Origin of the sequence: Aequorivita sublithincola DSM 14238 (genome assembly GCF_000265385.1) — a bacterium.
Lineage (GTDB): Bacteria > Bacteroidota > Bacteroidia > Flavobacteriales > Flavobacteriaceae > Aequorivita > Aequorivita sublithincola.
In genome coordinates this window covers 1,928,486-1,954,475 of sequence record NC_018013.1, presented here as the reverse complement: position 1 = coordinate 1,954,475, position 25,990 = coordinate 1,928,486, and the positions used below count along the sequence as shown (strand labels likewise).

The window sequence follows — 25,990 nt, the reverse complement described above, 5'->3', positions numbered from 1 at the left end:
TGGTTCTTGGCTCTTATAGCGAAGCGGTCTTGCATCTATTCATCAACTAATTCGTAATCGCAAACGCGTGAAGAATTTTAGCGAAAACTGAAAAATTGGACTCAATATAAAGGTGAAAACAAAAGTCACCCAAAAAACAGGGCCGCCCAGAAGATAGCCTATAACAAGTACGATACTTTCCACCACGATTCGTGCTTTACTAACAGATAATCCTGTTTTTTCAGACATTGAAAGCATAAATCCGTCTCGAGGACCGGCACCTACGCCTCCAGATACATATAGACCGCCACCTATACCAATCACTACAATTCCCAGTAATAACAGAAGATAGTCCGTCCAATTATTACTCGCGTCTGGCAAAATATCCAACCAAAGGAAGAAATCCATTATCGGACCAATAAGCAAGGCATTTAGAAACGTGCCTATATTCACATATTTCTTGCTTACAAGGAGTGAAATTCCAATAAGAATAAGTCCCACAAAAATACTCCAAGTACCAATACTGAAGCCAAAATGTTCAAATAGCGCAACATTCAAAACATCCCAAGGATGCAATCCCAGATATTTCACCTTAACAGTAAACGCCACTCCCAGTCCGAAAAATATCAGCCCAGCAAAGTAGAATGTGTAACGTATTAGATTATGTCGCCAGGTTTTTTTGGTATCACCTTTCATCTAAAAGCTTTGGAAAATTCAACGCGCAAACTACAAAAATGAAAGGAAATTGATTGCAGATATAAAGTTTAAAGGCAACAATATATTAATAACGCTTCTCTGCAATTTCAAAATCGCAATATTTACAACAATTTAAGAGAAAAAATTCTTTATAATTTTGTTTCTTTGAAAAGTGATAACTACCTAAATATCTTATGAAACAAATTCTTTCCTGTTTTCTTATTTTATTTATTTCCACGCTATCATTCTCTCAGAATTTTAAGATAAGCGGCGAACTGATAGATGAAGCCACACAAACTCCATTGGAATCTGCAACAGTTTTTGCAGAGAAACCTGCAGATAGTTCACTAATAACCTATACTATTACCGGAAAAAAAGGAAATTTTGAATTGGTAGGTAAAACTGCAAACAAAGAGATAAACCTAAATATAAGTTATAACGGATACACTCCATATCGAAAAAAAATAGCGCTCAATGGTGAACCTATAAACTTAGGCACAATTAAAATAGCAATTTTAGCGGAGGATCTGGATGGGGTTACCGTTACCGCAAATCGAGCACCCATAACTATTAAAAAGGATACATTGGAATTTAATGCGGCCTCTTTTAGTACAAATAAAAATGCGACGGTTGAAGACCTACTAAAAGAACTGCCCGGAGTTGAAGTAGATGCGCAAGGAAACATAAAAGTGAATGGAAAATCGGTGAATAAAATTTTGGTGAATGGAAAATCATTTTTTGGTGATGATCCAACAATTGCAACTAGAAATCTTACCAAAGACATTGTTGATAAAATTCAAGTAACAGATACAAAAACAGACTCCGAGGCTTTTACCGGAGAAAAAGGCGATGACCAAAATAAAACCATAAATATTACCATAGACGAAGAAAAAAACAAAGGCTACTTTGGTCGCGTGGCCGCTGGGGCCGGAACAGATAAACGTTTTGAATATGCAGGTCTTATAAACTATTTCGACAATGACCTTCGCATTAGTGCTCTTGCCGGTGGGAACAACATAAACTCACCTGGATTCAGTTTTGGAGAAATTGAGAAAATGTTCGGCAGCGCCCGAAATCGTAGTTTTAGTAGTGATGGGTCATTCAATGTTGACGGCAAATCTTTTGGAGGTGGAAAGGGAATTACCAGTTCCAGAACGACAGGTGCCAACTATGCTAATAATTTTGCCAAAGGCACAGAGATAAGTACAGATTATTTTTATTCGGCAGCAAATACATTCAACGAAGACATTAGTAATCGTGAAAATATTTTACCTGAAAACAGATATTTTTCCACCTCAAATTCACGTTCAGAAAGTGACAATGACACACATTCCGCAAATATTCGTTTCAAAACACAAATAGATTCTACCTTTATGATTGAGGTAATCCCACAATTCACTTTTAATAAAAATTCAGAAGATTTCACTAAAAATGAAACGTCTCTAAATCTTTCAAATGAATTGATAAATCAGTCTACAATTGATAATAAAAACAACCGTGAAGGAATAAATTTTAAAAACAGATTAGTTGCAACAAAGAAGTATGGCACCAAAGGTGGTTTCATGAAAATATCTACAAATTCTGAAACCAATGCCATTAAAAATGAAGATTTCACGAATTCCAGAACTGAAATTTTCGGTAATGAGCCACAAAGTATCATTCGCAATCAATTGTCAGATGGTGAAAAAACAACGACCGACATCAATATAACGCCCTCTTTAAGGTTTCCTATTATTGCCGACACGCTTTTCTTTAACGCATCATACACCTTTGGGCATATCAATAATAAAGATCGCCGAAATGTTTTTGATTTCAATGAACAGATGCAGCAATTCTCTGATATTAACAATCTACAAAGCACTGACTTTTCAAACACAAATAATGTATCAAAAGCTGAAGGTGGACTATCTTATAAATCCGAAAAAATCTATGCCCGTTTCAATATTGGCTATTTATTTAGAACCCTAAAAAGTGAAGATGCACTACGACAAATTGAGTTCGAAAATAATTATGGAGCTCTTCAATTAAATGCAGGTTTTAGTTATAAATTCGACAAAACCTTAAGTTTGTATGGTGGTTATTACTTGTTTAACGATGCTCCAAACATAAGTCAGCTTTCGCCCTATGTTGATATTTCAGACCCATTAAACATAACGCAGGGAAATCCAAATTTGAAACCTTCAAACGAGCATTCCATTTATATTGGCCTTAATAATTATGACTATAAAAGCCAATCGGGTTTTTATTCATACTTAAATGCAGATATATCAAGTGCCCGCGTAGTGCCGAAAACTGTAATTGATGAAAATTTTGTTAGAAATACAACTTACACAAATGTTGATGGCAATTATAACCTTTCCGCAAGTATTGGTTATAATAAAAATGTGAAACTAGATAGCATTCGCACTATAAAATATGGCGCGAATTTTTATGTGGTTAGTGACAAAAGTGTGAACTTTAATAATAATATAGAATACAGTAACCGAAGCGTTAGATACTTTCCGTCTGTGGAAGTAACCTTCACGTGGAAAGATTACTTTGAAATAAACCCCGGTTATTCCATAAACTTCAATAATAATAGTTTTGATATTGATGCTTTTGAGGATCGCAGTTACACACGTCACGAATTCAGCTTTAAAACAAAAACATTTTTTCCTAAATTTTTAGAGTGGAATAATGATTTCGAATACGTTTACAACGCCGATGTAGCGAATGGTTTTGAGAAAAGCTTCGCTTTTTGGAATAGTTCGTTGGTTTACTCGTTTTTAAAAGATAACGGTAGTGCAACATTAAAAGTGTATGACCTATTGAACCAAAATAACAACGTACGTCGCGTTTCAAACCAAGATTATATTCAGGATATTCAGAGTACTGTTTTAAAGCAATATTTTATGCTTACACTAAGCTATAAATTTAATACACTTGGGAAGAAGGGAGAAATAGATGATAATCCGTGGGATTGATATTTTTCTTTTGAAGTTATCCGTTAACCCTTCCTACCTTTAAAAAAATAGTCCAAGTTGCAATTTTCGCCTCAGTAGAATTTTGCCAAAGATTTTGAAGCTTCGTTTCAATTTCCAGCAAAGGATCAGTCCCATTTTGATCTTTATATCTTTGGGTGGCAGACCAACTAATTAGCAGTCCTTTTAAATCTTCAAGTAATATTTCCTTTTGAAATTTGAAGGAAGATGTTTCAATTTCTTTAAAAGGAAATGGAATAGTTTTATATTCTTCAATAACATATTGGTTTTCCTTCTGCCAGAATGAACCGACAATAGTATCGTGAAAATGAAGTACTATTTCATCTATTTCAGGAGAAATTCTTGGTAAACTATAAGTCCAGACGGCGATGATTGCTTCTGGTTTCAAAACCCTTTTTACTTCGGAATAAAATTTTTCGAAATTAAACCAATGCAGTGCTTGGGCAACCGTAATCAAGTCCGCAGAATTACTTTCTAAAGAGCAATTTTCAGCATTTTCAACTTGATAAGTAATTTTTGGATGTGCTTGCGCATTTGAGATTTGCTGTGCACTGGGATCAGTTGCGAATACTTTTTCAAAATAATTTGCTAACCCAAAAGCTGATTGTCCGTTGCCCGTGCCGCAATCCCAAGCTAACTCGTGATTTTTGGAAAGACTGCTTAAATAAGCGAACAATTCCTGCGGATAAGAAGGTCTGTACTTTTGATAAGCTTTGGATTGTTTTGAAAAATTATCTTTGAAATTCACTTCCTTTTGAAATTTTCTGGTTAAATATATTTCTTCGTGGGGCTAGAGCTATTTAGCTGTATTCCAGATTATAATTAACCTGTCGACCCCCATATTAACTCCTTCATAATAATCTCCAGTTTTAAATTTTGGAATCATTACGCTATCAATTATTTGTTTACAGATGGAATCAGTTAAAACCTTTTCTGTTCCAAACCCAGTAGCTATCGCGACTTTTCTAAGTGGTTTTGATAATACAATTAGCAGCCCATTATCGAGGTTATTTTGACCAACTCCCCAATACTTCCCTAAGTCAGTGGCGTATTTTTGAATATCATTATATGGCGAGATAGAATCTACAGTTACTACAGCTATTTGCCGTGTCGTTTTCTCTCCATATTGAACTAGTTTGGTAGCAAGCTCGAAATTTTCTGAAGTTGAAAATATATGTGAAGAATCCACTACAGAAACAGAATTAGGATTTTCTAGAAAAACTTTTGAATAATCTATATTCTGACCTTTACAGGAAAGAATGATGCTAAAAAGAAGAATTGAAAGTAATGATAGTTTCATATTTATAACATTTCAAAAGCTACAAGGTATTTGAGGTTTTCAGATAGCATCATCATTGAACTATTCACTGAAAACTGAAACTGACTACTGAACACTGAGACTGAATACTGAAAACTAATTTTACCAGCCTCCAGAAGCACCACCGCCACCAAAGCCGCCACCACCGAAACCGCCACCAAAGCCGCCACCGCCACCGAAACTTCCGCCACCGCCAAAGCTTCCGCCGCCACCGCCAAAACCGCCACGACCAAGACTGCTGAGCACGATTATGTCTAGTAAACTTCCGCCTCCGCCTTTTCCACCTTTACCTCCTTTTCTGAAGATTGCAATCATTATTATAATAAAAATGAATATGAGAAAAAACGGAATTTTTCCACCGTCTTTTTTTCCGAAATCCCGGTCTTCTTTAAATTCACCATTTAACGCTGCAAAAATGGCATCACTACCTTTATCAAGTCCAGAATAATAATTTCCTGCTTTAAATTCTGGAATCATTATACGGTTTATGATGCGTTCAGACATTAAATCGGTTATTCGGTATTCAATACCGTAGCCTGTATTTATATCTACTTTTCGGTCGTCTTTAGCTAAAGTGATAACGATTCCGTTGTCTTCCCCTTTTTGTCCAATGCCCCATTTCTGACCCCATTCTGCGCCGAGCATGGAGATGTCTTCACCATTGGTAGAGCCAATAATGATACAAACAATTTGTGTAGAAGTAGAATCTGCATAACGTATCAATTTACTTTCCAAAGCACTTTTTTGCGATGGTGATAGCAGATTTACATAATCATAAAGTGAAGTCTGAACTGATGGTTTCGGGGGAATTTCATACTGCGCCGAAACGTTTTCAGAAACTAAAAAAACCGTCAATATTATAAATATGATGGAAAATTTCTGAAAAATTGTTTTCATTATTTTGGTGTTATATATTTAAAACTCTGTGCTCTCTGTGCCTTTGTGGTAAAATTTGAAACACAGAGGCACAGAGAACACGGAGCAAAAACTACCCTACAGAAATATCATCCGGTAGTTCGTTCTTATCATTCTTTTGATGTGGGAAATGTTTCTTTAACTGTTCGCCGGCTTTTAGGATTCCTTCTACCAAACCTTGTTTCATATCGCCGTTTTTGAAATGGTTGATGATAATATCTTTGGTGCTTTCCCAAAAATTCTGTCCCACGATATCGTTGATGCCTTTGTCGCCCATTATTACGAGCGTTCTATCTTTAACAGCAACATAAATTAACACACCGTTACTCTGTTTGGTGTTGTTCATATGAAGGATATCAAAAACTTCAGCGGCGCGGTCAAAGGCGTCAATGGGCTTGTTTGGTTCTTCTGAAGAAACAGAATTGGCTTCCAAATGTACACGAATCTCACCCGAAGTATTTTTTTCAGCAATGCGAATGGCTTCAATTATGGCAGTTTCTTCTTCCGAAGTAAGAAAATCTTCAACTTTAGACATATTTCGATTAAATTCTATTAATGATGAATGTTTCAGTTTGACTTAAGACAATAATACTTAATACGTAGGACGAATCTGTTATTTCATTTTTCAAAAATACAGCCGCAACAACTGCAAACTGCAACTGAACACTGAATACTTATTTCTTATCCTTTCCAAAGTCAAATTCTACTTTAGGAGCATTCTCGCTTCCAGCATCTGCTTTGAAATACGCTTTTTCATGGAAACCTAAAATACCTGCAAACATCTTGGTTGGGAATTGATTAAGTTTAGTATTCAATTCTTTAGCCGCGTCATTAAACCTGTTTCTTTCAACATTAATACGGTTTTCGGTGCGTTCTAGTTCGTTTATCAATTCCTTGAAATTTTCGTTCGCCTTTAAATCTGGGTATCTTTCAAAAACTGCCAATAAACGTGAAAGGGCTGAAGTAACACCAGCCTGCGCTTGTTGAAACTGAGCAAGTTGTTCGGGCGTAATGTTTGAAGGATCAATATTGATAGATGTCGCCTTGCTTCTGGCTTCAGTAACCGCAACTAAAGTTGATTGTTCAAATTCAGCATATCCTTTTGCACTGCTAACAATATTTGGAATAAGATCTGCACGACGCTGGTAGGAGCTTTCCACATTAGCCCACTGAGCTGTTGCATTTTGGTCCAAGACAACAAGTTTATTGTTTAGGCTGGCCATATAGGCGCCGATTAATAAGATTAGGCCTAGTATAACAATGATAGGTAACCATTTTTTCATGATGAGGTGATTTTTAGAGTTGTTCTTTTATTTTTAGTAGTTCTGCTTTTACTGATTCCAATTTTCGAATAATATCAAACTGGTCCAATGTTTTTTGTTTATTTTCCTTTAAATGGATTTTTGCGCCTTCAAGAGTAAATCCGCGTTCTTTTACTAAATGATAAATTAGTTCCAGATTTTTAATGTCTTGTGGCGTAAACTTTCTATTGCCTTTGGCGTTTTTTTTAGGCTTCAATGCATCAAATTCCTTTTCCCAAAAACGTATTAACGAAGTGTTCACTCCAAAAGCCTCGGCCACTTCGCCAATGTTGTAATATAATCTTTCGGGTAGGTCTATGTGCATTTTTTCTAATTATGAATTCTGAATTTTGAATTCTGAATTAATCAAGAGACTGGTTTTCTTGTTGTGTAATTTTAAGTATTTCGGCGAATTCTTCCGCAGTTAAACTTCCGTAGTAAAAATTTATCGGGTTTATACGTTCACCATCTTTAAAAACTTCATAATGGCAGTGTGGAGCTTCACTTCTTCCAGTACTGCCCACAAACCCAACAATATCACCACGTTGCACTCTTTGTCCTGCGCGAACATTGTATTTGTACATATGGCCATACAGACTCTCGTAGCCGTAACCGTGGTCTATAACAACGTGATTTCCGTAGCCCGTTGCAGTATTATCGGCTCGGGAAACTACACCGTCGCCTGTGGCATAAATTGGTGTGCCTCGGGGGGCTGTAAAATCCATTCCGTAATGAAACTTTCTCGCTTTTGTAAATGGATCTGTTCTATATCCGTAACCAGAAGCTATCCGCGTTAAGTCTTCATTTTTTACGGGTTGTATTGCTGGAATTGCTGCTAAAAGTTTCTCTTTTTCTTCAGCAAGTTTAGCTATTTCATCCAACGATTTTGACTGAACCACAATCTGTTTTGTCAAAATATCCAAGTTGCGGGTTGTGTTTATAATCAATTTTGAATTATCAAAACCATCCAAATCCTTATACCTATTTATCCCACCAAAACCTGCTTTTCTTTGTTCTTCTGGAATGGGATTTGCTTCAAAATAAACTCTATACAGGTTGTTGTCCCTTTCTTCAACTTCGCCAAGAACACTCTGCGCTTGGTTCATCTTTTTATTCAAAAGCTCAAACTGAAGCTCCATATTGTTCAATTCGCGTTGTAGAGAGAGTTCTTTTGGGGTTTGAACAGATGGTAAATTTAAATATACCAAAAGCAGCAAAAAGCCGCTCAAGAACATTCCCAAAAGGCTAAGAGCGAAAATCTTAAATTTTCTCCCCTTTTTCCTTTCTATTTTTTGGTACGAAAGCGTTTCACTATCGTAGAAATATTTAACCTTAGACATGCGTTAAAAAATTGCTATTTTTGCACGTTGTTTATTCGCGCGAGGTAAAGGTAACGTTTTTACAAATATAGAAATTGTTTGCTACTGCGCACAACCCTTAATTTTAGCATAAATTTATAAGTAATGAACTCTAAGGAAATCCGTTCCCAATTTTTAGAATTTTTTAAGTCGAAACAACACGCCATTGTTCCCTCCGCGCCAATGGTTGTGAAAAACGATCCAACCTTAATGTTTGTAAATAGCGGAATGGCGCCGTTTAAAGAATATTTCTTAGGAAATGGGAAGCCAAAAAGCAACCGCATTGCCGACACCCAAAAATGTCTTCGCGTTAGCGGAAAACACAACGATTTGGAGGAAGTTGGGATGGATACCTACCATCACACCATGTTTGAAATGCTCGGAAACTGGAGTTTTGGAGATTATTTCAAAAAAGAAGCAATCGAGTGGGCTTGGGAACTTTTAACCGAAGTTTATAAAATAGACAAAGAAATGCTCTACGTTACCATTTTTGAAGGTGACGAAAGTGAAGGTTTGGAACGCGATACCGAAGCCTACAATCTTTGGAAGCAATTTGTGCCCGAAGAGCGCATTTTAAACGGAAACAAGAAAGACAACTTCTGGGAAATGGGTGATCAAGGCCCTTGTGGACCTTGTAGCGAAATACACGTAGATATTCGTTCTGCGGAAGAAAAAGCCAAAATTCCTGGAAACGATTTGGTAAACAACGATCATCCGCAAGTTGTGGAAATCTGGAATTTAGTTTTTATGCAGTTCAACCGAAAAGCCAACGGAACTCTTGAAAAACTCCCAGCACAGCACGTTGATACTGGGATGGGTTTTGAACGTTTGTGTATGGCGCTTCAAAACAAACAGAGTAATTATGACACGGATGTTTTCACGCCTCTTATTCGTGAAATTGGCACAATTACAAATACAACTTACGGAACAGACGAAAAGAAGGACATCGCAACCCGTGTAATTGCAGACCACGTTCGCGCGGTAGCTTTTTCAATCGCAGATGGTCAATTGCCAAGCAATACAGGTTCTGGCTACGTTATAAGAAGAATTTTAAGAAGAGCAATCCGCTACGGATTTACGTTTTTGGACAAAAAAGAACCTTTCATTTTTAAATTAATTGAAACGCTTTCAGCACAAATGGGCGTAGCTTTTCCAGAGCTTATTACTGAAAAGAACTTAATCACAAATGTTATTCGTGAAGAGGAACAATCTTTTTTAAGAACCTTAGACCAAGGTTTGGTTTTGCTTGAAAACATAATCGAAACGGCAGATTCTAAAGAAATTTCTGGGAAAAAAGCATTCGAATTGTATGATACTTTTGGCTTTCCGATTGATTTAACGGCCTTAATTCTTCGTGAACGCGGTTATTCTTTAAACGAAAAAGATTTCGACGCCGAACTTCAACAACAAAAAGAACGTTCACGCGCCGCTACCAAAGTAGAAACAGGCGATTGGATTGTTTTGGAGCAAGACGATGATGAGGAATTTGTCGGTTACGATACTTTACAAACGCAAGTAAAAATTACCCGTTACCGAAAAGTGGAAAGCAAGAAAGACGGTGAAATGTACCAACTCGTTTTCAATCTTACACCTTTTTATCCCGAAGGCGGTGGGCAAGTGGGCGATAAAGGTTATCTAAAAGCTGCTGATGGCGGCGTAACTTATATTGTTGATACCAAAAAGGAAAACAATTTAATTATTCACTTCACCAAAACACTTCCTCGCGATCCTAAAGCTACTTTTATGGCCGTTGTTGATGAATTGCAACGAAGTAGAACCGCGTCAAATCACACTGCCACTCACTTGTTACATCAAGGTTTGAGAAATATTCTAGGCGAACACGTTGCCCAAAAAGGAAGTATGGTTCATAGCCGAAATCTTCGTTTTGACTTTTCACATTATGCAAAAGTTAGCAATGAAGAATTGAAGCAAGTTGAAGACTTCGTAAACGCCAGAATTCGTGAAGGAATTGCGTTGGAAGAAAGACGAAATATTCCATACCAACAAGCCCTTGACGAAGGTGCAATTGCACTTTTCGGCGAAAAATATGGAGATGCCGTTCGCGCAATTAAATTTGGAAAATCAATGGAGCTTTGTGGTGGAACACACGTACCAAACACCAATGAAATCTGGCATTTTATAATCACTTCCGAAGGCGCCGTAGCTTCAGGAATTAGAAGAATTGAAGCAATTACTGGCGATGCCGCAAAACAATATTTCGTGGATAGAAGTGAAACGTTTGCGACACTTCAAAAAGCGCTGAACAATGCCCAAGATCCTGTAAAAGCTGTGGAAAGTTTGCAAGAAGAAAATAGTAGTCTTCAAAAGCAAATTCAGCATTTACTAAAAGATAAAGCGAAAAATTTAAAAGGCGAATTGAAATCTGAAATTGAACAAATAAACGGCGTAAATTTCCTTGCCAAAAAGATTGACCTCGATGCTGGCGGAATGAAGGATTTAGCTTTTGAAATGGGTGGCGAAACTGAAAATCTATTCGCAGTTTTTGGTGCCGAACACGACGGAAAAGCATTATTAGCTTGCTATATTTCAAAAGAATTAGCGACCGAAAAAAAACTAGATGCTGGGAAAATAATTCGTGAATTGGGTAAATTTATCCAAGGTGGCGGTGGCGGACAACCTTTCTTCGCAACTGCAGGCGGAAAAAATCCAGATGGGATTGACGAAGCGCTTTCAAAGGCAAAAGACTTTTTGAATTAACTCCATGTCCTCTGTGCCTCTGTGGTAAATATAACCACCACAAAGGCACAGAGAACACGGAGAAAAACTTAGATATTATGAATTTTAAAGAACAAATACAACAAGGTATTCCCTCAATTCTGCCAGAGAAGAAACCTTACGATCCAACCATAAATCACGCTCCAAAGCGGAAAGATATTCTTTCAAAAGAAGAAAAAGATCTTTCGCTCCGCAATGCGCTTCGCTACTTTGATCCGAAACATCACGCCACACTCCTACCCGAGTTTCGTGAGGAATTGGAAAAATACGGTCGTATTTATATGTACCGATTTCGTCCAGATTATAAAATTTACGCACGACCGATTGATGAATATCCCGGAAAATCAAACCAAGCAAAAGCAATAATGTTGATGATCCAAAACAACTTGGATTACTCAGTTGCACAGCATCCGCACGAACTAATTACCTACGGAGGAAACGGAGCCGTTTTCCAAAATTGGGCGCAGTATCTTTTAACAATGAAGTATCTGTCCGAAATGACGGACGAACAAACTCTGGCTGTTTATTCTGGCCATCCAATGGGTTTATTCCCTTCACATAAAGACGCACCAAGAGTTGTGGTTACTAATGGAATGATGATCCCGAATTACTCAAAACCAGATGATTGGGAGAAATTTAATGCCCTTGGCGTAACGCAATACGGCCAAATGACGGCAGGTAGTTATATGTACATTGGCCCACAGGGAATTGTTCACGGTACAACGATTACTGTTTTGAATGGTTTCAGAAAAATTAAAAAAGAACCCAAAGGAGGTCTGTTCGTAACATCAGGATTAGGTGGAATGAGCGGTGCGCAACCAAAAGCTGGAAATATTGCTGGTTGCGTTACGGTTTGTGGCGAAGTGAACAAAAAAGCTACGGAAACCAGACACAGTCAAGGTTGGGTAGATGAAGTAATTTCAGATTTAGATGAACTTTCAAAACGTGTGAAAGAAGCTACTTCAAACAAAGAAACAGTTTCAATAGCTTACGATGGAAACATTGTTGAAGTCTGGGAAAAATTTGATGAAGACAACATTAAAATTGACTTAGGAAGCGACCAAACATCACTTCACAATCCGTGGGCGGGAGGTTATTATCCTGTTGGATTGACGTATGAAGAATCCGTGGAAATGATGGCTAGTAATCCAGAACAATTCAAAAAAGAAGTTCAGAGAAGTTTACGTCGTCAAGTGGAAGCAATTAACAAACATACTGCAAAAGACACCTATTTCTTCGACTATGGAAATGCGTTTCTTTTGGAAGCTTCGCGTGCAGGAGCAGCTATTCTTTCAGAAGAAAAAGGGAAGGAATTCAGATATCCTTCTTACGTTCAAGACATAATGGGACCTATGTGTTTTGATTATGGTTTTGGACCTTTCCGCTGGGTCTGTGCTTCGGGAAAACCTGAGGATCTTCAAAAAACAGATGAAATAGCTTGCGAAGTTTTAGAAGAATTGATGAAAAATTCACCAAAAGAAATCCAGCAACAAATGCAGGATAACATAACTTGGATTAAAGGTGCACAGGAAAATAAATTGGTTGTAGGCTCTCAAGCAAGAATTTTATACGCAGATTCTGATGGACGAGTAAAAATTGCTTCAGCTTTCAACAAAGCAATTAAAGAAGGAAAAATTGGAACTGTAGTTTTAGGTCGCGACCATCACGATGTTTCTGGAACGGATTCACCGTATCGTGAAACTTCAAATATTTATGACGGCAGCAGGTTTACGGCAGATATGGCAATTCAAAACGTAATTGGTGATAGCTTCCGTGGCGCAACTTGGGTAAGCATCCACAACGGCGGCGGCGTTGGTTGGGGCGAAGTAATAAACGGCGGTTTCGGAATGGTTCTTGATGGTAGTAATGATGCACAACGACGTCTAGAAAATATGCTTTTCTGGGATGTAAATAATGGAATCGCAAGACGCAGTTGGGCACGGAATGGAGAAGCTGTTTTCGCAATAAAACGTGCGATGGACAACAATCCGCAGTTAAAAGTTACGCTTCCAAATTTCGTTGATGATAACTTATTCACATAAAAAAAAAATACCACGAATACACGAATAAAATGTCAGGTTGAGCGCAGTCGAAACCTATTAATTTTCCAAAAATAAAAATATTCGTGAATTAGTGACTTAAAAACACAGATTATGAAAGCACTTAAATTTTTACCCCTGCTCCTGCTTTTTGTTTTCGCATCCTGTTCTACCGTTCGAGTGGCGACAGATTTCGACAAAGAAGCAAATTTTAACAACTACAAATCCTTCGCTTTTTTTAAGCCAGGAATAGACAAGGCTGAAATTAGCGACCTCGACAAAAAACGAATTCTTCGCGCAATTGAAGGCAATCTTTCAACCAAAGGAATGGTTAAGTCTGAAACACCAGATTTACTGGTTAGCATTTTCACTAAAGAACGCGAGCGTGTTGATGTTTACAATAATAGTTTTGGCGGCGGCTGGGGTTGGAATCCTTGGTACTATGGCAGTTATTATGGTACCAGCAACGTTTCACGATCTACAGAAGGAACGCTTTACATAGATTTGATTGACGCCAAAACCAACAATCTAGTTTGGCAAGGAATGGGCAAGGCGGATTTAGTAAACAGTTCAATGGAGAAAAAGGAAGCTCGCATCAATGAAATTGTGATGAATATTTTAGCGGAATACCCGCCGGGAGCTATGAAAAAGTAAAACTAAAAACCTTCAGGAAACTGAGGGTTTTTTTATGTCCAATAAATTTTGTTGACCATAACCCTATTGGTTATTAAGTATTTATATTATATTGCATAGTATTTCTTCCCAAAATGTTTACGTTTTTACGTTCATAATAATTGTGAATCATTTCTAACTTTTGAACTTAATGTTATGCCATTCTATCCTAACCTAAAAATTGGTGGAAGCACCAGCGATGCACTAAAACTGAAAAAAATGCGGACCTCTAAAAGGTTGCAAAGTCTTAAGATTGCCCTTAACCAACATTTTATTGCTTCAAATTCAACTATTGATTCAAAAAATTCGGTGAAAATAGCTACTTGGAACCTTCGTGAATTTGGAAGCGGAAAATATAAAGGAAGAGATTTTGAACCTATTTATTATATTGCCGAAATAATTTCGCATTTCGACATTATAACCCTTCAAGAAGTACGCTCTAACCTCAAAGAATTTGACAAACTAAGAAAACTCCTTGGCCCAGATTGGGATTATATAGCAACCGACACAACAGACGGCAGTTCGGGTAATGATGAAAGGATGGTTTTTGTTTTCAACCGAAGAAAAGTTCAGTTTACAAATATTGCTGGGGAGTTGACCCTTCCAGCAGATGCAAAAATACGAGCAGCATTTGGGGAACGCATAAAACTAGAGAACGGAATAAAAGTAAATCTACCTGCCGGAACCCTAGATTTATCGGGAGTTTACAGCGCCCGTTTAAAAACCACAAGTTCTGGAGCCAAAAAACTTGATGCAGATTTAGAGATTCCTTTACCCGAAAACACTATCCTTGAACTTCCTTTAGGCTCCAGCCTCGTTATTAAAAAAAACACAGTAGTAACAAGTCCTGGAAGAGGAAAGGCAAGTGTTTCTATTCCATTAAATAATATAAAAGGTAAGGATTTTGGCGTTCGCATGCCCGAAAACTCTTTTGATGATTCCTTTCAACAATTTGCCCGCACCCCTTTTCTTATTTCGTTTCAGACCGGGTGGTTAAAATTAAATCTTTGCACCGTTCATATTTATTATGGCGACACAACAGATGAAAACAAACTGGAACAGCGGCGTAGCGAAATAAGCGCACTAACCGCTTCTCTTGCTGCTAAAGCCAAAGGAGAATTCAAATATAATGACAAGACCTTTATGGGTGTTTTGGGGGATTTCAACATATTGGGAAAAGGTCATCCCACTATGCAAGCTTTGGAATCGAACGATTTTGTAATTCCAGATCAGCTAAAATCTATTCCTGGCTCCAATGTTGCCCGAGACAAAGCCTACGACCAAATTGCTTTTTGGAAACCATCCAGGGTTGCGGGTTATATGCGTCTGAACATTATAGCCGCCAATATTTTTGATTATTACGAACACGTTTTCAAAACCGAGGACGAGGCAATTTATAGAAATGAATTAGGTAACGGTCTTAAATCCACCTCTGCGTACAGCACTTGGCGAACCTACAAAATGAGTGATCACTTGCCTATGTGGATTGAACTTAAAACTGATTTTAGTAATGAATATCTCGAGGAAATTTCTAAAGATGATTAGTTTTAATAATAATCTAAGATCAAATTTAAATAAAAATCTATGTTTTAATCCTTGAATAATTTGTATTGGTTATTTAGGATCAGATATATAAAAGCTTAATGTTTTATGAAATAACCCAAGTCATTATTAATTATTCACTCAAATAATTTCGATACCAGCTACATTCTCGAATTACTTGTGCTTCAAAATTTGTATCTGAATAATTAGTACGTAAACTTTTAAAATACTCCTTATGATCTCTACAAACGATAACTCGGTATTTATAATCAGCGTTTCGTTCTACGTTAAAACAATAATTTGTTTTGGCTAGCATGAACGTAGCCTTCGCTTTGGTTTCTTTTGAACCATTTGCAGCTCTGGACTTTTCAAAATAATTTGTGGCATAAATATCAAAAGAGGAATTCTTGCTTTTTTGTTCCCCTTCATTATAAGAATCATAATCCAAAACATGGTTGCGCTCATTGTTGCCTAAATATTGTAACGTATTAAGAAACCAACCGGCATCACTCATATTATACCAAGCATTTCCGAGCATATAATAATAGTCAGCTGCATTTTGAGGATCACTTTTAGCTAGTTTTTCAAGTTTCTGAAAAGTTTCAGCAAGTTTTAGTTTGTTGTCTGCATAGTTTTCATCTCGATCATTTTTTTGAATATCTTCAGCAAAAAGAGTTTTATATTTTAGATGTATTTTGTCTGATTGTTGGGAAAAAGGCGTGTCAAAATATTCATTAATAGCTCCGGAAAAAAGTTCGGGTCTAAAATTCTTTTCATAAAAAACGTTCGGATTTTCAATTTTTTTGAAATAGGAAATTGCTTGGTCTAAATCATTTCTTTGAAAAAACCAAGTGCCACGAAGTTCATTGGCATAGTCTTGCGGACTGGCTTTTATTTTGGAAATAACTAATTTTTCATATTCGCTCTTTGCGGGAAGATCTATAAAGTTTTGAAGTTTTGTGATAATTTCATCATCAACCAATTCATTTTTAAAATGCAACTTCCAATTGTTGCCTAAGTTTGTTTCAAGCTGTTCCCAATCGTATTCGGAGCTTTCCATATAATAATTGAGACTTCCTAAAAGCGAAACAATCACATTACCATCCTTCTTATATAAATCTGAAATTGAATTAAAGAAAAACGCCGTTAATGGTCGCGATTCATACAATTGTTTATCAGCTTTCAATCTTGAGAAAAGATTTCCTATTTCTTTTCTATCCACTGTTTTTAAGTTCAAAACATCAATGGAAAAAGACAAGCGCTTCGCCTGAATGTACATTTCGCTATTCTTCGAAATTTCTGCCACGCTTGAAGCCGCATTTTTGTAATCGTTAACTTCTAAATAGGATGCTGAAAGTACAATTCGCCAAAAATCCTTTCGTTGCACGTTGAGATTTGCTATTTGAGATTTCGCGATTTCTTGAAGCCATTTCGAATTTGTGTCTTCTTTATTCTCTGAATATCCATAATAGCCATCATACTGGTTTTTGAATAAGCGGTTCTGCAATCTATCTACTTGGCGAATGGCCAGAACTTCTAAATAAGGCGAATTTGGATTGTTCTTTTGCAATTTCTGCATCTCTCTAGAAATACTTCCATTGAAATAATATGACTTGAAAAAAGACTCAATTTCAGCAAAACCAGCTTCTGCAAAAAACTCGTCATTAAGCTGCGGATTGGACCAATCCAGATACCTTAAACTAAGCGCACAACTTCTTCGGCGTGATGGAACTTTGGTATAAACCTCCAAAAAACCTTTGGCGGATTCCTGTAACTTTTTTAGATTGTATGCTGCGCCAGATTTCTGTTCCAAAGCCAAATAATAGATGTACGGCGTTTCTTTATCCAGTTTTAAAAAACTGTCAAAATAATTTAAAGCAGCTTCGTTCTCCTGAAGATAATGTGCTAACCGCACAATTTGATAGCCGTAACGATTCTTTAAAAAAGCATTGGTTTCAGCCTTATAATTTTTTAAAGCCAGCTCCAACAACTCAGGTTTTTCGTCATAGCCGTCGTTTTCTTCACCTTGATACCAACCACCGCCACCACTATTGTTACTGCTTATTCCTTCGCATTTTTTAGCCAAAAGCATATATTTTGCAAAAGGCTTCTGAAGACTTTTGTTGATCTTCTTTGCCATTATTCCATTGATAATATTGGCGTTGTTTTCTGCAAGTTTTTGATACCAATCTGCCGTTTCATTATAAATAAATTGTTGAAGAACTTGTTCACTTAAATTATTTCCGAAGAATTTTCGCCAATCTTCAAAATTTTCTTGGGAAGCTGTAAGTGTTCCTGGAGATTCACAAAAAGTACTCCACGGACAGTTTAAAAAAGGATATAACGAAGCATCCCCAATAATTTTTTGATCTATTATTGGGTAATAAACTTCTTCATATTCGGGAAAATAACCGCAGAAAACCTTCGGTTTTTCAGCAGCTAAAGCGATTGTTGATGCGAAGAAGAAAACGCTAATGTACAGTTTCCAATAGTTCATCTATATTCAAATTTTGAGGTGTGGTGGAATTTATATGATATAAAATTACTGAATATTCGCGACCCGCAGCTTTTGAAATTAATTTCTGAAGTTTTTTAAAGTCTGAAAATGTTACGTTTTCCATTCGAAGTTTATCACCTTTGTAAATAAAGCTTCCATTTATATAAGTTTCTTCTGTGGCGACAAACCAATGTTCCTTATCTAAAGGAGTAAAGCTTTGTTTAAACTGTTTTTCGTCAATATCTGATAGAATTCCAGCCAATTTATCATCTCGATAAAGTATGCCCCAACCAAAAATTGGTAAAGCTACATTGAATTTTAAAGGATATTCGTGAAGTCTAGAAAGGTATGACTCTGTTTTTTCTAAATTTAGAATAGAATTGGTTTCGTCCATAGAACCTAAATCGCCAACGTTATAAAACATGATTGTGGCTTCATCTACTGGTGGAATTCCAGTTTTCTCTGGAAATTTTACTTGGTGAAGTCTTACAGTTGCAGAAAATCTGATTGGGTCTTCTCCAAATCTACTAAGGGATTTGCTGTTCTGTAAAGCTTTCAAAAAACTGAAATACGCGTCTTTTGTGCTTACCGTCCAATCGCAATCAATCTGTATTTCTGGAAATTTGGTGTTTATATTAAAATGCTTCTCTTTAATTCGAAGTATTTTTCTCAAGGTTTCTTCAGCAATATAATTAATTTGAGAAGGGTTTGTTTCTTTCTGAAATACTTCGTTAATAATATAAATAACCGGAATAATCTGTATTGCCAAAGTGGAATCAACTTCTGAAATTTGAAGCGTTGCCGTTGGTAAAACTCTGTTTTCTTCCTGACTATAAACCAAATCGAAAAAACGCAAGTATAACTTTTCGGAATTTGCTTTTTTCAGAAGTCCTTTTTCAGCTTCGGCAATTGAATATTTGGTTTTCCAATGATAAAACGAGATGCTTTTTTCTTCATCTTTCTTACAGGATTGAAGAACACAAAATGCTATAAAGCAAAAAATGAATGCGGTGATTTTCTTCATTACTATTTCAAAATATCTAAAATCATCCTATTCAGTTTTTTCATTGAGGAAATCATCGTTTCCTAAAGGGCCATATTTAAAGGAATTGCAAGTATCTTTATGGAAGCAGCAAACTTTGATTACGCAGCACAATTTAGGAAAATTATTTGCTCTTAAGAAAAACCTTTTTTATTATTGCTTCAGCCTAAAAAACAAAAACTCAACGACATAAAATCGTTGAGTTTTCTCCTCAATACTAATTAATTTGTAACGTTCATCAAGCGTTATGCATTTCAAATTTTTAAGACATAGGTTTTGGGAAATAAGAGCCCAAAGGTTCCAACAGCCTCTGTTTACCTACCTAGTTCTAAAATCTCAATGTTTCCTCAAGCACTTAGTCGAAATGTATTTCCAGCAAATTCCCCAATTTGCCTTGTTAAACTTTTTGATGATATTACAACTTAATTATTCTTTTATCAATTTATGACCAGTGCCACGGATTATGTCCATTACAATATATACTCCAGAAGCCAAGCTACTGATATCTACTTGGGTGTTTGCTCCTGCTTCTATTTCTCTCAGCAATTGTCCTTGTATGTTATACAGTTGTAATGTTGTAGGCTGTGTGGTGTTGATATTCAGTATATTCTTTACTGGGTTGGGGTAAAGTATAAAACTGTTTGTGGCAAACCCTTCTACCGAGAGTGGCGGTGTGGTCAATTTCCATAGTTCATTGCCGTTACTATCATAGTTTGCCCTAAAATAGAGTGAGCCATCATATTCCACAAATTCAATAGTATCGCCTAAAGGGTTTGTATTGGGGGCAATCGGGGGCCGTATCAATTCTGTACCTGCCGTGGTGCCATCAGTAACCCAAAGTTGTTTTTCATTGATGAGATCCTTTGCCCTAAAATAGAGTTTGCCGTTATATTTGGTAAAAAAATATGGAGAACCATTGTCCGCCCCAGGGCTAATGTCCTTGACTAATACTGTACCTGCTTCGGTCCCGTCGGTTGCCCAAAGTTCATAGCCACTGGCATTGTCTTTTGCACTAAAATAGAGTTTGCCATTATATTTGATAAAACCTGATGGATTACTACCATCTGTCCCTGGATTAATTTCTTTTACCATTACCGTACCTGCCGTGGTACCGTCGGTTACCCAAAGTTCACTATTGTTAGCGAATTCAGTTCCACTAAAATAGAGTTTACCATTATATTCAGTAAAATCCGTAGGAAACCCAGAGAATGTTCCGGGGTTTATATCCTTGACCATTACTGTACCAGACAAAGTACCGTCGGTTGTCCAAAGTTCCTCGCCGTTGGCGTCTCTTGCATTAAAATAGAGCTTGCCGTTATATTGGGTAAAATAGCGTGGATAACTATCTCCGGAGGAATTGATGTTCTTTAACATAGTGGTGTTGGTTCCGAAACCATCACTCACCCATAGCTCCTTGCCGTTGGTGCCATCATCTGCACTAAAATAAAGTTTACTGTTATATTCTGTAAATTGAGAAGGATCACTATTTCCAGTAGGATTGATAACTTTAAACATATTGGTGCCAGCTGTAGTGCCATCAGTTCTCCATATCTCATTGCCATTGGGGCCGTCATTTGCACTAAAATAGAGCTTAACGTTATATTTGGTAAAATTACCGGGACGACCGTCGCCTGGTCCAGAGTTTATATCTTTGACCATTACTGTGCCAGCGATGGTGCCATCAGTAGTCCATAGTTCATCACCATCAAATCCGTTGTAAGCATTAAAGTATAGCTTGCCGTTAAGTTCGGCGAAATAAGGAGGATTAGCTCCAGGGAGGTAGCTACTTCCACCAGGATTGATATCTTTTACCAGTATCGTACCAGTCGTTGTGCCATCTGTTGCCCAAAGTTCATCACCATTGGTACCATCATTTGCATAAAAATAGAGCTTGCCGTTATATGTTACAGCATCTTTTGGGTAAGCACTATTGGAGGGGTTAATGTCTTTTACCAGCTCAAAAGTATTTTGGGCGGTAATGGTTGCTGTCAGCAGCAGCGCGGTCATTAGGGTTATTGTTGTTTTCATTGCGCAATTGTTTAAAGCTTAGTTTCTAATTGTTTCAACCTAGTATCAAAGTCTTTTGCTTCAATAAGGTTTTGTTCTAATGATGCCGAAAGACTTTCTATTTTTGAATCTTGATCTTTAATTATTGCTTGTTGGCTACCAACTGTAGCTTGAAGATTATCTATAATTGCCTGTTGCTCTTGCAGTGCTTTTGTAAGTACGGCTATAAAGTCATTGTAGCGAACGCTGTACATACCAGCATCATCAACGTTTATTATCCCGTTGTTTGTTGCGCCAAATTCCTTCAAAGTTGCTTCAACCTCTTGCGCTATAAACCCATATTCTGCTTTCTTGCTTTCGTCATTGTTTCTTTGATAAAAAACTGGCTTTAGAGCTTTTACAAAGCTTAAGCCTAAGTTAGAAGTTTCAATATTATTTTTAAAGCGACGGTCCGAAGTTATAGTCCAAGGCACTTGTATTCTTGCCGTTGTAACGGATGAACTTCCCATTTGCACCTGAAAATCGCCCGCAGCATTTGCCACTTGCGCATTCCAGCCAATAATTATATTTTTATCGCCAGTTGTTAAATCAGAACCCGCAGAAAGACCAATTGCGGTATTGCTGCGTCCAGTGGTAAGGCTTTTTAGTGCTTCAACACCAACAGCTGTATTGTTTTCACCAGTTGCAGATGCTGCACCTCCCATTGCGTTATGACCAATTGCTGTGTTGTTGGAAGCTATATTGTTTGTTAATGCACTTCTACCAATAGCTGTATTGTTGCTTCCTATGGTATTCTGCTTTAGTGCTTCAAAACCATAGACTGCATTACTGTTTCCCGCAGTATTTGACTTCAATGCGTAATAGCCCGTTGCAGTGTTATTAACGCCTGTTGTATTATCTCGCATAGCATAATATCCAGTTGCTGTATTATTAGAACCTGTGGTATTACTAAATAATGAAACAATACCTGTTGCAGTGTTATTACTTCCTACAGTATTTGATGCTAAAGATTGATAGCCATATGCTGCATTACGATTTCCAGTTGTATTTGATTTTAATGCTTCATCACCAAGACCTACGTTATAACGTTCAGTGGTAAAATCATCGTTTAATCCCGCATCTCTTCCTATATATATGGTTCCGAATGCAGTTTTTGCGTCTGACAAATCTCTAAGTTCTTCTACGCCGTTAATTACCGTCCCGGCAGAATCGGCATAACTAGCATGATCGGTATCATTTGCAAACAAGGCATACGGAACACTCACCATTTGGGTTTCTCCTACATTGGTTCCGTTAAGGCTTACACGTAAATATGCCGAAAATAAATCCCATTGTATTCCTGAAAGTGAGTTAACCTCACCTATTTTTGCAGCGAATACTCCGTTGGCATCTGTATTTAGGTTTTGTGTTTCATCGAAAATGACTGGACCTCCTACTCCCTCAATTATTTCAAAAGTGATGGTTATGGCGGCGTTCTTTATAAGCGCTCCCGCAGCATCTCGTGCAACTGCTTGATAATTTATAAGATCGAGAGCGGACATTCTGTTTGAATTAGTTGAATTTGATGATGCACCTCCTTCAATTCTATTTTGCGCAACCATTCCTGAAAATGTGATTAAGGATAGGGCGATAGCGATGTATGTTTTTATAGTTTTCATAATTGTAAATTTTTATGGTTAAATTTTTATTGCTTGATTATTTTAAATGATTTTGATTTTTTGGTAGCACGTTGCTCAATGTTTAAAATATACATCCCGCTGCTATATCCACTAAAGTCTAGTATTTCATTGGATGTGCTTCCTATGAGTTCTTTTTGATAGATTTGTTTACCGTTAATGTCATAAACCATTATTCTGAAGACTTCACCTTCAATATCTTTAAAACTAATATTGAGATAGTTCGTTACCGGATTTGGATATACTGTTGCTTGAACTTCAAGTGTGAAGTCTTCGTTGCTTAATACCACGCCTTCAATGGCTCCTTGCCAAAAGCCCTGACCTAAGCTTTCACCATTTGAGATTTTTCCTATAACGGATTCTCCAGCGGTAAAGCTTAATGTGTTGGACGCTCCACTAATGGTTGCGCCAGAACTTGCTATTACTACCTGACTTAAACTCTGCGCACGTGTCACGCTCATTGTTATAAAGGCAATAACTACTAAAAAGATTGCTTTTTTCATAATTGTTTTTTTAAGGATTAATACATTACAAATATCGCACAGCAATTAACCTTTTTATCTCACGTAAAAGGGTGAATTTTAGCATAGTAGTAGGAATACTCAAAAAAAATGACAAATCTTTACATATAAATAATCCACTAAGATTTGATGTTATGAGACAGTTCCAATTAATATTATTTGTACTATTTTCTGGTATTTTTTCAGGCTTTTCGCAACACGGAAAATCGAAAATGACGGAGGAAGAGTTTCATGAAATGCGGTATGAAATAGAAAAAATTCAAACCAGCAACAAAGATTCCGTATTCGTTTTAGTTGATGATATGATGAAGATTGCCAACTCTTTTAAAGACGACCAAATTCTGGCAAAAGCACTACTAACAAAAGCGGATGTACGGAGTAAATATAAAGATCAAGTCCAAGCTATTGCAACGATTAATGAAGCCATAAAAATAAATAAAAGACAAAATAATAAAGCGGAACTCGCATTATGTTACTATATTTTAGGTAAGTGTTATGCTCAAAAAGCCGATCATATAGAAGCCACAAAATATTATTTGAAGGCGATTGAAACAACGAAGGAGAAAGATTCAGTAATCATAGTAAAAGCATATTCTGGATTAACAATGGTATCTGTTGCTCAAGCTAACTATCAAAATGGATTAAAATATAATTTATTGGCTGAAAAGTATACAACTAAAAGTACCCCAGAAGAACTTATTGCGCACAATTTAATGATTAAAGGAGTTATTTATAGGTTCTTAGAAGACTTTAAAAAAGCAGATACTTACTTGAGTAAAGCAGCAACTTTGTTTAAAAAAATAAATAATAAATTCAATTTAGCCAGTACTTTAAATGAACAATCAGATTTATATCTTGAATCTGACCCGCTAAAATGTATTGATCTTAAACTTGAAGCTAAAGCTCTTTTAGATGAAATAGCACCAGAAAGATCAACAACTGCCTATTGTTTATCCATTTTGGGTGACTTATATATAACCGTAGCAACCAATGATTCACTTTTAAAAAATATTAAAAACCCAATAGTTCCAAAAACTAAAATAAGATTATTTAATGATGCCGAATCGTTCTATTTAAGGGCTTTAGATATTACAAAAAAAAACAACAACATACAAGGAGTTAGTGAAAGCATACTATACTTATCTATACTCCAAGGATTAAAAGGGGATTATAAAAATGCTTATGAAAATTTAGTGGTTGCAACAAAAATGAACGACTCACTGTTTTCACAAGAAAACAAAAATGCCATTGCTAAATTAGAATCTGAAAAAGAAGTAGGTGAGCTAAAAGCGGCAAACGAAAAAAAAGAAACCTTTAACGCCATTTTAATAGGATCGTCAATCGCGCTCTTACTAATATTATTTTTTGCATACAGAAACTTTCGTAACAAAAGAAAAGTACAAAACCTTAAAATATCTGAACTCGAAAAAGACAAACAACTTCTTACGGTTGATGCCATGCTAAAAGGCCAAGAAGAAGAACGAAGCCGCATCGCAAAAGACCTTCACGATGGTCTGGGCGGTTTATTATCCGGAACTAAACTATCCTTTATCAATATGAAAGAAAATCTTATTTTAACTCCCGAAAACGCTGAGCAATTTGATAAATCCCTAAGTATGTTGGACACAACAATTGTAGATTTAAGAAAAGTAGCACAAAACCTAATGCCAGAAGCATTGGTGAAATTTGGTCTTAATGAAGCCTTGCGCGACTTTTGCAATAGCATACAGTCCTCGTCTAAAATCACCGTTAACTGCCAGAAAATAGGTGTTAATCGAAAACTAAACAATACAGCGGAAGTGTTTGTTTATAGAATTATTCAAGAACTAACAAACAATGCTGTAAAACACTCAAAAGCAACTGAAATAATTGTGCAGTTAGCCTTATCAGAAACGAAGACCTCCATAACTGTTGAAGATAATGGCATTGGTTATGAAAACACCAACTTGCAAAACAAAAATGGTAGTGGTTTGGATAATATTGAATATCGTGTTCAGTATCTCAATGGAACCATAGACACAGAAACAGGTTTAAACAAAGGAACCTCAGTAAACATTGAACTCAATGTCTAACCCAATAAAGCTTTTTATAGTTGACGACCATCAAATGCTAATTGAAGGCATAAAATCATTGCTTCAAGATGAGACAACAATAAAAATTGTTGGAACTGCAACTACTGCGGAACTTTGCAAACAATTTTTTATCGCTCAATCTGCAGATGTTGTTTTTATGGACATTAATTTACCAGATATGAGCGGCATTGATTTGACCAAATTTCTCATAGAAAAATATCCGAACCTTAATATAATTGCCTTGAGCACTTTTACACAAGGAACCTATGTTCGGAAAATGATAGAGAATGGTGCAAAAGGTTATTTGCTAAAAAATGCATCCAAATTTGAAATACTGAAAGCTATTGAAACCGTTAAATCGGGACAAAAATATTTAACTCCAGAAGCCGAAGAAGCCCTAAAATACGAGATAAATCTCCAGAAAAAATTACCAAAAATAACAAAGCGCGAAAAAGAAGTTTTAATTTTAATCGTTGAAGGATTAACAAACAATCAGATTGCAGAAAAACTTTTTATAAGTATTGACACGGTGGATAGTCATCGAAAAAATCTTTATTCAAAACTAAATGTGAATAATACGGCGATGCTTATTGGTTTTGTGAATGAAAACAAATTCCTAGATTCTTGACATTTTATTT

The 25,990-nt window shown here is 36.5% G+C and carries 20 protein-coding genes; 7 read left to right on the top strand and 13 right to left on the bottom strand.

The window, feature by feature from the left end; all coding sequences use genetic code 11:
* Positions 1 to 42: 42 nt before the first annotated feature.
* Positions 43 to 675, bottom strand: a complete 633-nt coding sequence (locus AEQSU_RS08975; protein ID WP_014782546.1) for a YczE/YyaS/YitT family protein — start codon at positions 673 to 675, stop codon at positions 43 to 45.
* Between the two features lie 194 nt (positions 676 to 869).
* Between AEQSU_RS08975 and AEQSU_RS08970 the strand changes: the two genes are divergently transcribed.
* The gene (locus tag AEQSU_RS08970; protein ID WP_014782545.1) at positions 870 to 3,638 is read left to right on the top strand and encodes an outer membrane beta-barrel protein; all 2,769 of its coding nucleotides are present in this window, start codon (positions 870 to 872) and stop codon (positions 3,636 to 3,638) included.
* 16 nt (positions 3,639 to 3,654) lie between these two features.
* On the opposite strand, the gene AEQSU_RS08965 is transcribed toward AEQSU_RS08970, so the two are convergent.
* From AEQSU_RS08965 to AEQSU_RS08935, 7 genes are all read right to left on the bottom strand, one after another.
* Complete coding sequence (locus AEQSU_RS08965; RefSeq protein ID WP_014782544.1) at positions 3,655 to 4,404, bottom strand: class I SAM-dependent methyltransferase; 750 nt, start codon at positions 4,402 to 4,404, stop codon at positions 3,655 to 3,657.
* 48 nt (positions 4,405 to 4,452) lie between these two features.
* A complete protein-coding gene (locus AEQSU_RS08960) occupies positions 4,453 to 4,956 on the bottom strand; it encodes a TPM domain-containing protein (RefSeq protein ID WP_014782543.1) in 504 nt (167 codons plus the stop codon).
* A 120-nt stretch (positions 4,957 to 5,076) separates the two neighbouring features.
* Positions 5,077 to 5,871, bottom strand: a complete 795-nt coding sequence (locus AEQSU_RS08955) for a TPM domain-containing protein (RefSeq protein ID WP_014782542.1) — start codon at positions 5,869 to 5,871, stop codon at positions 5,077 to 5,079.
* A 91-nt stretch (positions 5,872 to 5,962) separates the two neighbouring features.
* The gene (locus AEQSU_RS08950; RefSeq protein ID WP_014782541.1) at positions 5,963 to 6,424 is read right to left on the bottom strand and encodes a TPM domain-containing protein; all 462 of its coding nucleotides are present in this window, start codon (positions 6,422 to 6,424) and stop codon (positions 5,963 to 5,965) included.
* Positions 6,425 to 6,563: 139 nt separating this feature from the next.
* A complete protein-coding gene (locus tag AEQSU_RS08945; RefSeq protein WP_014782540.1) occupies positions 6,564 to 7,172 on the bottom strand; it encodes a LemA family protein in 609 nt (202 codons plus the stop codon).
* A gap of 13 nt (positions 7,173 to 7,185) precedes the next feature.
* Positions 7,186 to 7,515 (bottom strand): MerR family transcriptional regulator, encoded by a 330-nt coding sequence (locus AEQSU_RS08940; RefSeq protein ID WP_014782539.1) that lies wholly within the window; start codon positions 7,513 to 7,515, stop codon positions 7,186 to 7,188.
* Positions 7,516 to 7,552: 37 nt separating this feature from the next.
* The gene (locus AEQSU_RS08935) at positions 7,553 to 8,530 is read right to left on the bottom strand and encodes a M23 family metallopeptidase (protein WP_014782538.1); all 978 of its coding nucleotides are present in this window, start codon (positions 8,528 to 8,530) and stop codon (positions 7,553 to 7,555) included.
* Positions 8,531 to 8,653: 123 nt separating this feature from the next.
* On the opposite strand from AEQSU_RS08935, the gene alaS reads away from it, so the two are divergent.
* From alaS to AEQSU_RS08915, 4 genes are all read left to right on the top strand, one after another.
* Entirely contained in the window at positions 8,654 to 11,266 is a 2,613-nt protein-coding gene (gene alaS / locus AEQSU_RS08930; protein ID WP_014782537.1) for an alanine--tRNA ligase, read from the top strand.
* 77 nt (positions 11,267 to 11,343) lie between these two features.
* Positions 11,344 to 13,326, top strand: coding sequence for a urocanate hydratase (locus tag AEQSU_RS08925; RefSeq protein ID WP_014782536.1), 1,983 nt, complete (start codon positions 11,344 to 11,346; stop codon positions 13,324 to 13,326).
* 111 nt (positions 13,327 to 13,437) lie between these two features.
* On the top strand, positions 13,438 to 13,977 hold the full coding sequence (locus AEQSU_RS08920; protein ID WP_014782535.1) for a DUF4136 domain-containing protein: 540 nt from the start codon (positions 13,438 to 13,440) through the stop codon (positions 13,975 to 13,977).
* Positions 13,978 to 14,151: 174 nt separating this feature from the next.
* Positions 14,152 to 15,540, top strand: coding sequence for an endonuclease/exonuclease/phosphatase family protein (locus AEQSU_RS08915; RefSeq protein ID WP_014782534.1), 1,389 nt, complete (start codon positions 14,152 to 14,154; stop codon positions 15,538 to 15,540).
* Positions 15,541 to 15,670: 130 nt separating this feature from the next.
* On the opposite strand, the gene AEQSU_RS08910 is transcribed toward AEQSU_RS08915, so the two are convergent.
* From AEQSU_RS08910 to AEQSU_RS08890, 5 genes are all read right to left on the bottom strand, one after another.
* Complete coding sequence (locus tag AEQSU_RS08910; protein ID WP_014782533.1) at positions 15,671 to 18,034, bottom strand: hypothetical protein; 2,364 nt, start codon at positions 18,032 to 18,034, stop codon at positions 15,671 to 15,673.
* Positions 18,009 to 19,058 carry a hypothetical protein gene (locus tag AEQSU_RS08905; protein WP_014782532.1) on the bottom strand — a complete coding sequence of 350 codons (1,050 nt, stop codon included), beginning with the start codon at positions 19,056 to 19,058 and terminating at the stop codon, positions 18,009 to 18,011. The genes AEQSU_RS08910 and AEQSU_RS08905 overlap by 26 nt, the downstream gene beginning before the upstream one ends.
* 444 nt (positions 19,059 to 19,502) lie before the next feature.
* Positions 19,503 to 21,104, bottom strand: coding sequence for an ELWxxDGT repeat protein (locus AEQSU_RS08900; protein ID WP_014782531.1), 1,602 nt, complete (start codon positions 21,102 to 21,104; stop codon positions 19,503 to 19,505).
* Positions 21,105 to 21,115: 11 nt separating this feature from the next.
* Complete coding sequence (locus AEQSU_RS16195) at positions 21,116 to 22,741, bottom strand: tail fiber domain-containing protein (RefSeq protein WP_014782530.1); 1,626 nt, start codon at positions 22,739 to 22,741, stop codon at positions 21,116 to 21,118.
* 26 nt (positions 22,742 to 22,767) lie between these two features.
* Positions 22,768 to 23,262: a T9SS type A sorting domain-containing protein gene (locus AEQSU_RS08890; protein ID WP_014782529.1), complete on the bottom strand. Its 495-nt coding sequence runs from the start codon at positions 23,260 to 23,262 to the stop codon at positions 22,768 to 22,770.
* Positions 23,263 to 23,333: 71 nt separating this feature from the next.
* On the opposite strand from AEQSU_RS08890, the gene AEQSU_RS16190 reads away from it, so the two are divergent.
* Positions 23,334 to 25,352: a tetratricopeptide repeat-containing sensor histidine kinase gene (locus tag AEQSU_RS16190; RefSeq protein ID WP_157429267.1), complete on the top strand. Its 2,019-nt coding sequence runs from the start codon at positions 23,334 to 23,336 to the stop codon at positions 25,350 to 25,352.
* Entirely contained in the window at positions 25,345 to 25,980 is a 636-nt protein-coding gene (locus AEQSU_RS08880) for a response regulator (RefSeq protein ID WP_014782527.1), read from the top strand. The genes AEQSU_RS16190 and AEQSU_RS08880 overlap by 8 nt, the downstream gene beginning before the upstream one ends.
* Positions 25,981 to 25,990 lie beyond the last annotated feature (10 nt).

Bases quoted from the DNA above. Each gene is read 5' to 3' on its own strand.
- AEQSU_RS08950 (WP_014782541.1), bottom strand. From the start codon at position 6,424: ATGTCTAAAGTTGAAGATTTTCTTACTTCGGAAGAAGAAACTGCCATA.
- AEQSU_RS08900 (WP_014782531.1), bottom strand. From the start codon at position 21,104: ATGAAAACAACAATAACCCTAATGACCGCGCTGCTGCTGACAGCAACC.
- AEQSU_RS08955 (WP_014782542.1), bottom strand. From the start codon at position 5,871: ATGAAAACAATTTTTCAGAAATTTTCCATCATATTTATAATATTGACG.
- AEQSU_RS08905 (WP_014782532.1), bottom strand. From the start codon at position 19,058: ATGAAGAAAATCACCGCATTCATTTTTTGCTTTATAGCATTTTGTGTT.
- AEQSU_RS08890 (WP_014782529.1), bottom strand. From the start codon at position 23,262: ATGAAAAAAGCAATCTTTTTAGTAGTTATTGCCTTTATAACAATGAGC.
- AEQSU_RS08945 (WP_014782540.1), bottom strand. From the start codon at position 7,172: ATGAAAAAATGGTTACCTATCATTGTTATACTAGGCCTAATCTTATTA.
- AEQSU_RS08920 (WP_014782535.1), top strand. From the start codon at position 13,438: ATGAAAGCACTTAAATTTTTACCCCTGCTCCTGCTTTTTGTTTTCGCA.
- alaS (WP_014782537.1), top strand. From the start codon at position 8,654: ATGAACTCTAAGGAAATCCGTTCCCAATTTTTAGAATTTTTTAAGTCG.
- AEQSU_RS08925 (WP_014782536.1), top strand. From the start codon at position 11,344: ATGAATTTTAAAGAACAAATACAACAAGGTATTCCCTCAATTCTGCCA.
- AEQSU_RS08960 (WP_014782543.1), bottom strand. From the start codon at position 4,956: ATGAAACTATCATTACTTTCAATTCTTCTTTTTAGCATCATTCTTTCC.
- AEQSU_RS08935 (WP_014782538.1), bottom strand. From the start codon at position 8,530: ATGTCTAAGGTTAAATATTTCTACGATAGTGAAACGCTTTCGTACCAA.
- AEQSU_RS16195 (WP_014782530.1), bottom strand. From the start codon at position 22,741: ATGAAAACTATAAAAACATACATCGCTATCGCCCTATCCTTAATCACA.
- AEQSU_RS08910 (WP_014782533.1), bottom strand. From the start codon at position 18,034: ATGAACTATTGGAAACTGTACATTAGCGTTTTCTTCTTCGCATCAACA.
- AEQSU_RS08880 (WP_014782527.1), top strand. From the start codon at position 25,345: ATGTCTAACCCAATAAAGCTTTTTATAGTTGACGACCATCAAATGCTA.
- AEQSU_RS08970 (WP_014782545.1), top strand. From the start codon at position 870: ATGAAACAAATTCTTTCCTGTTTTCTTATTTTATTTATTTCCACGCTA.
- AEQSU_RS08975 (WP_014782546.1), bottom strand. From the start codon at position 675: ATGAAAGGTGATACCAAAAAAACCTGGCGACATAATCTAATACGTTAC.
- AEQSU_RS08915 (WP_014782534.1), top strand. From the start codon at position 14,152: ATGCCATTCTATCCTAACCTAAAAATTGGTGGAAGCACCAGCGATGCA.
- AEQSU_RS08940 (WP_014782539.1), bottom strand. From the start codon at position 7,515: ATGCACATAGACCTACCCGAAAGATTATATTACAACATTGGCGAAGTG.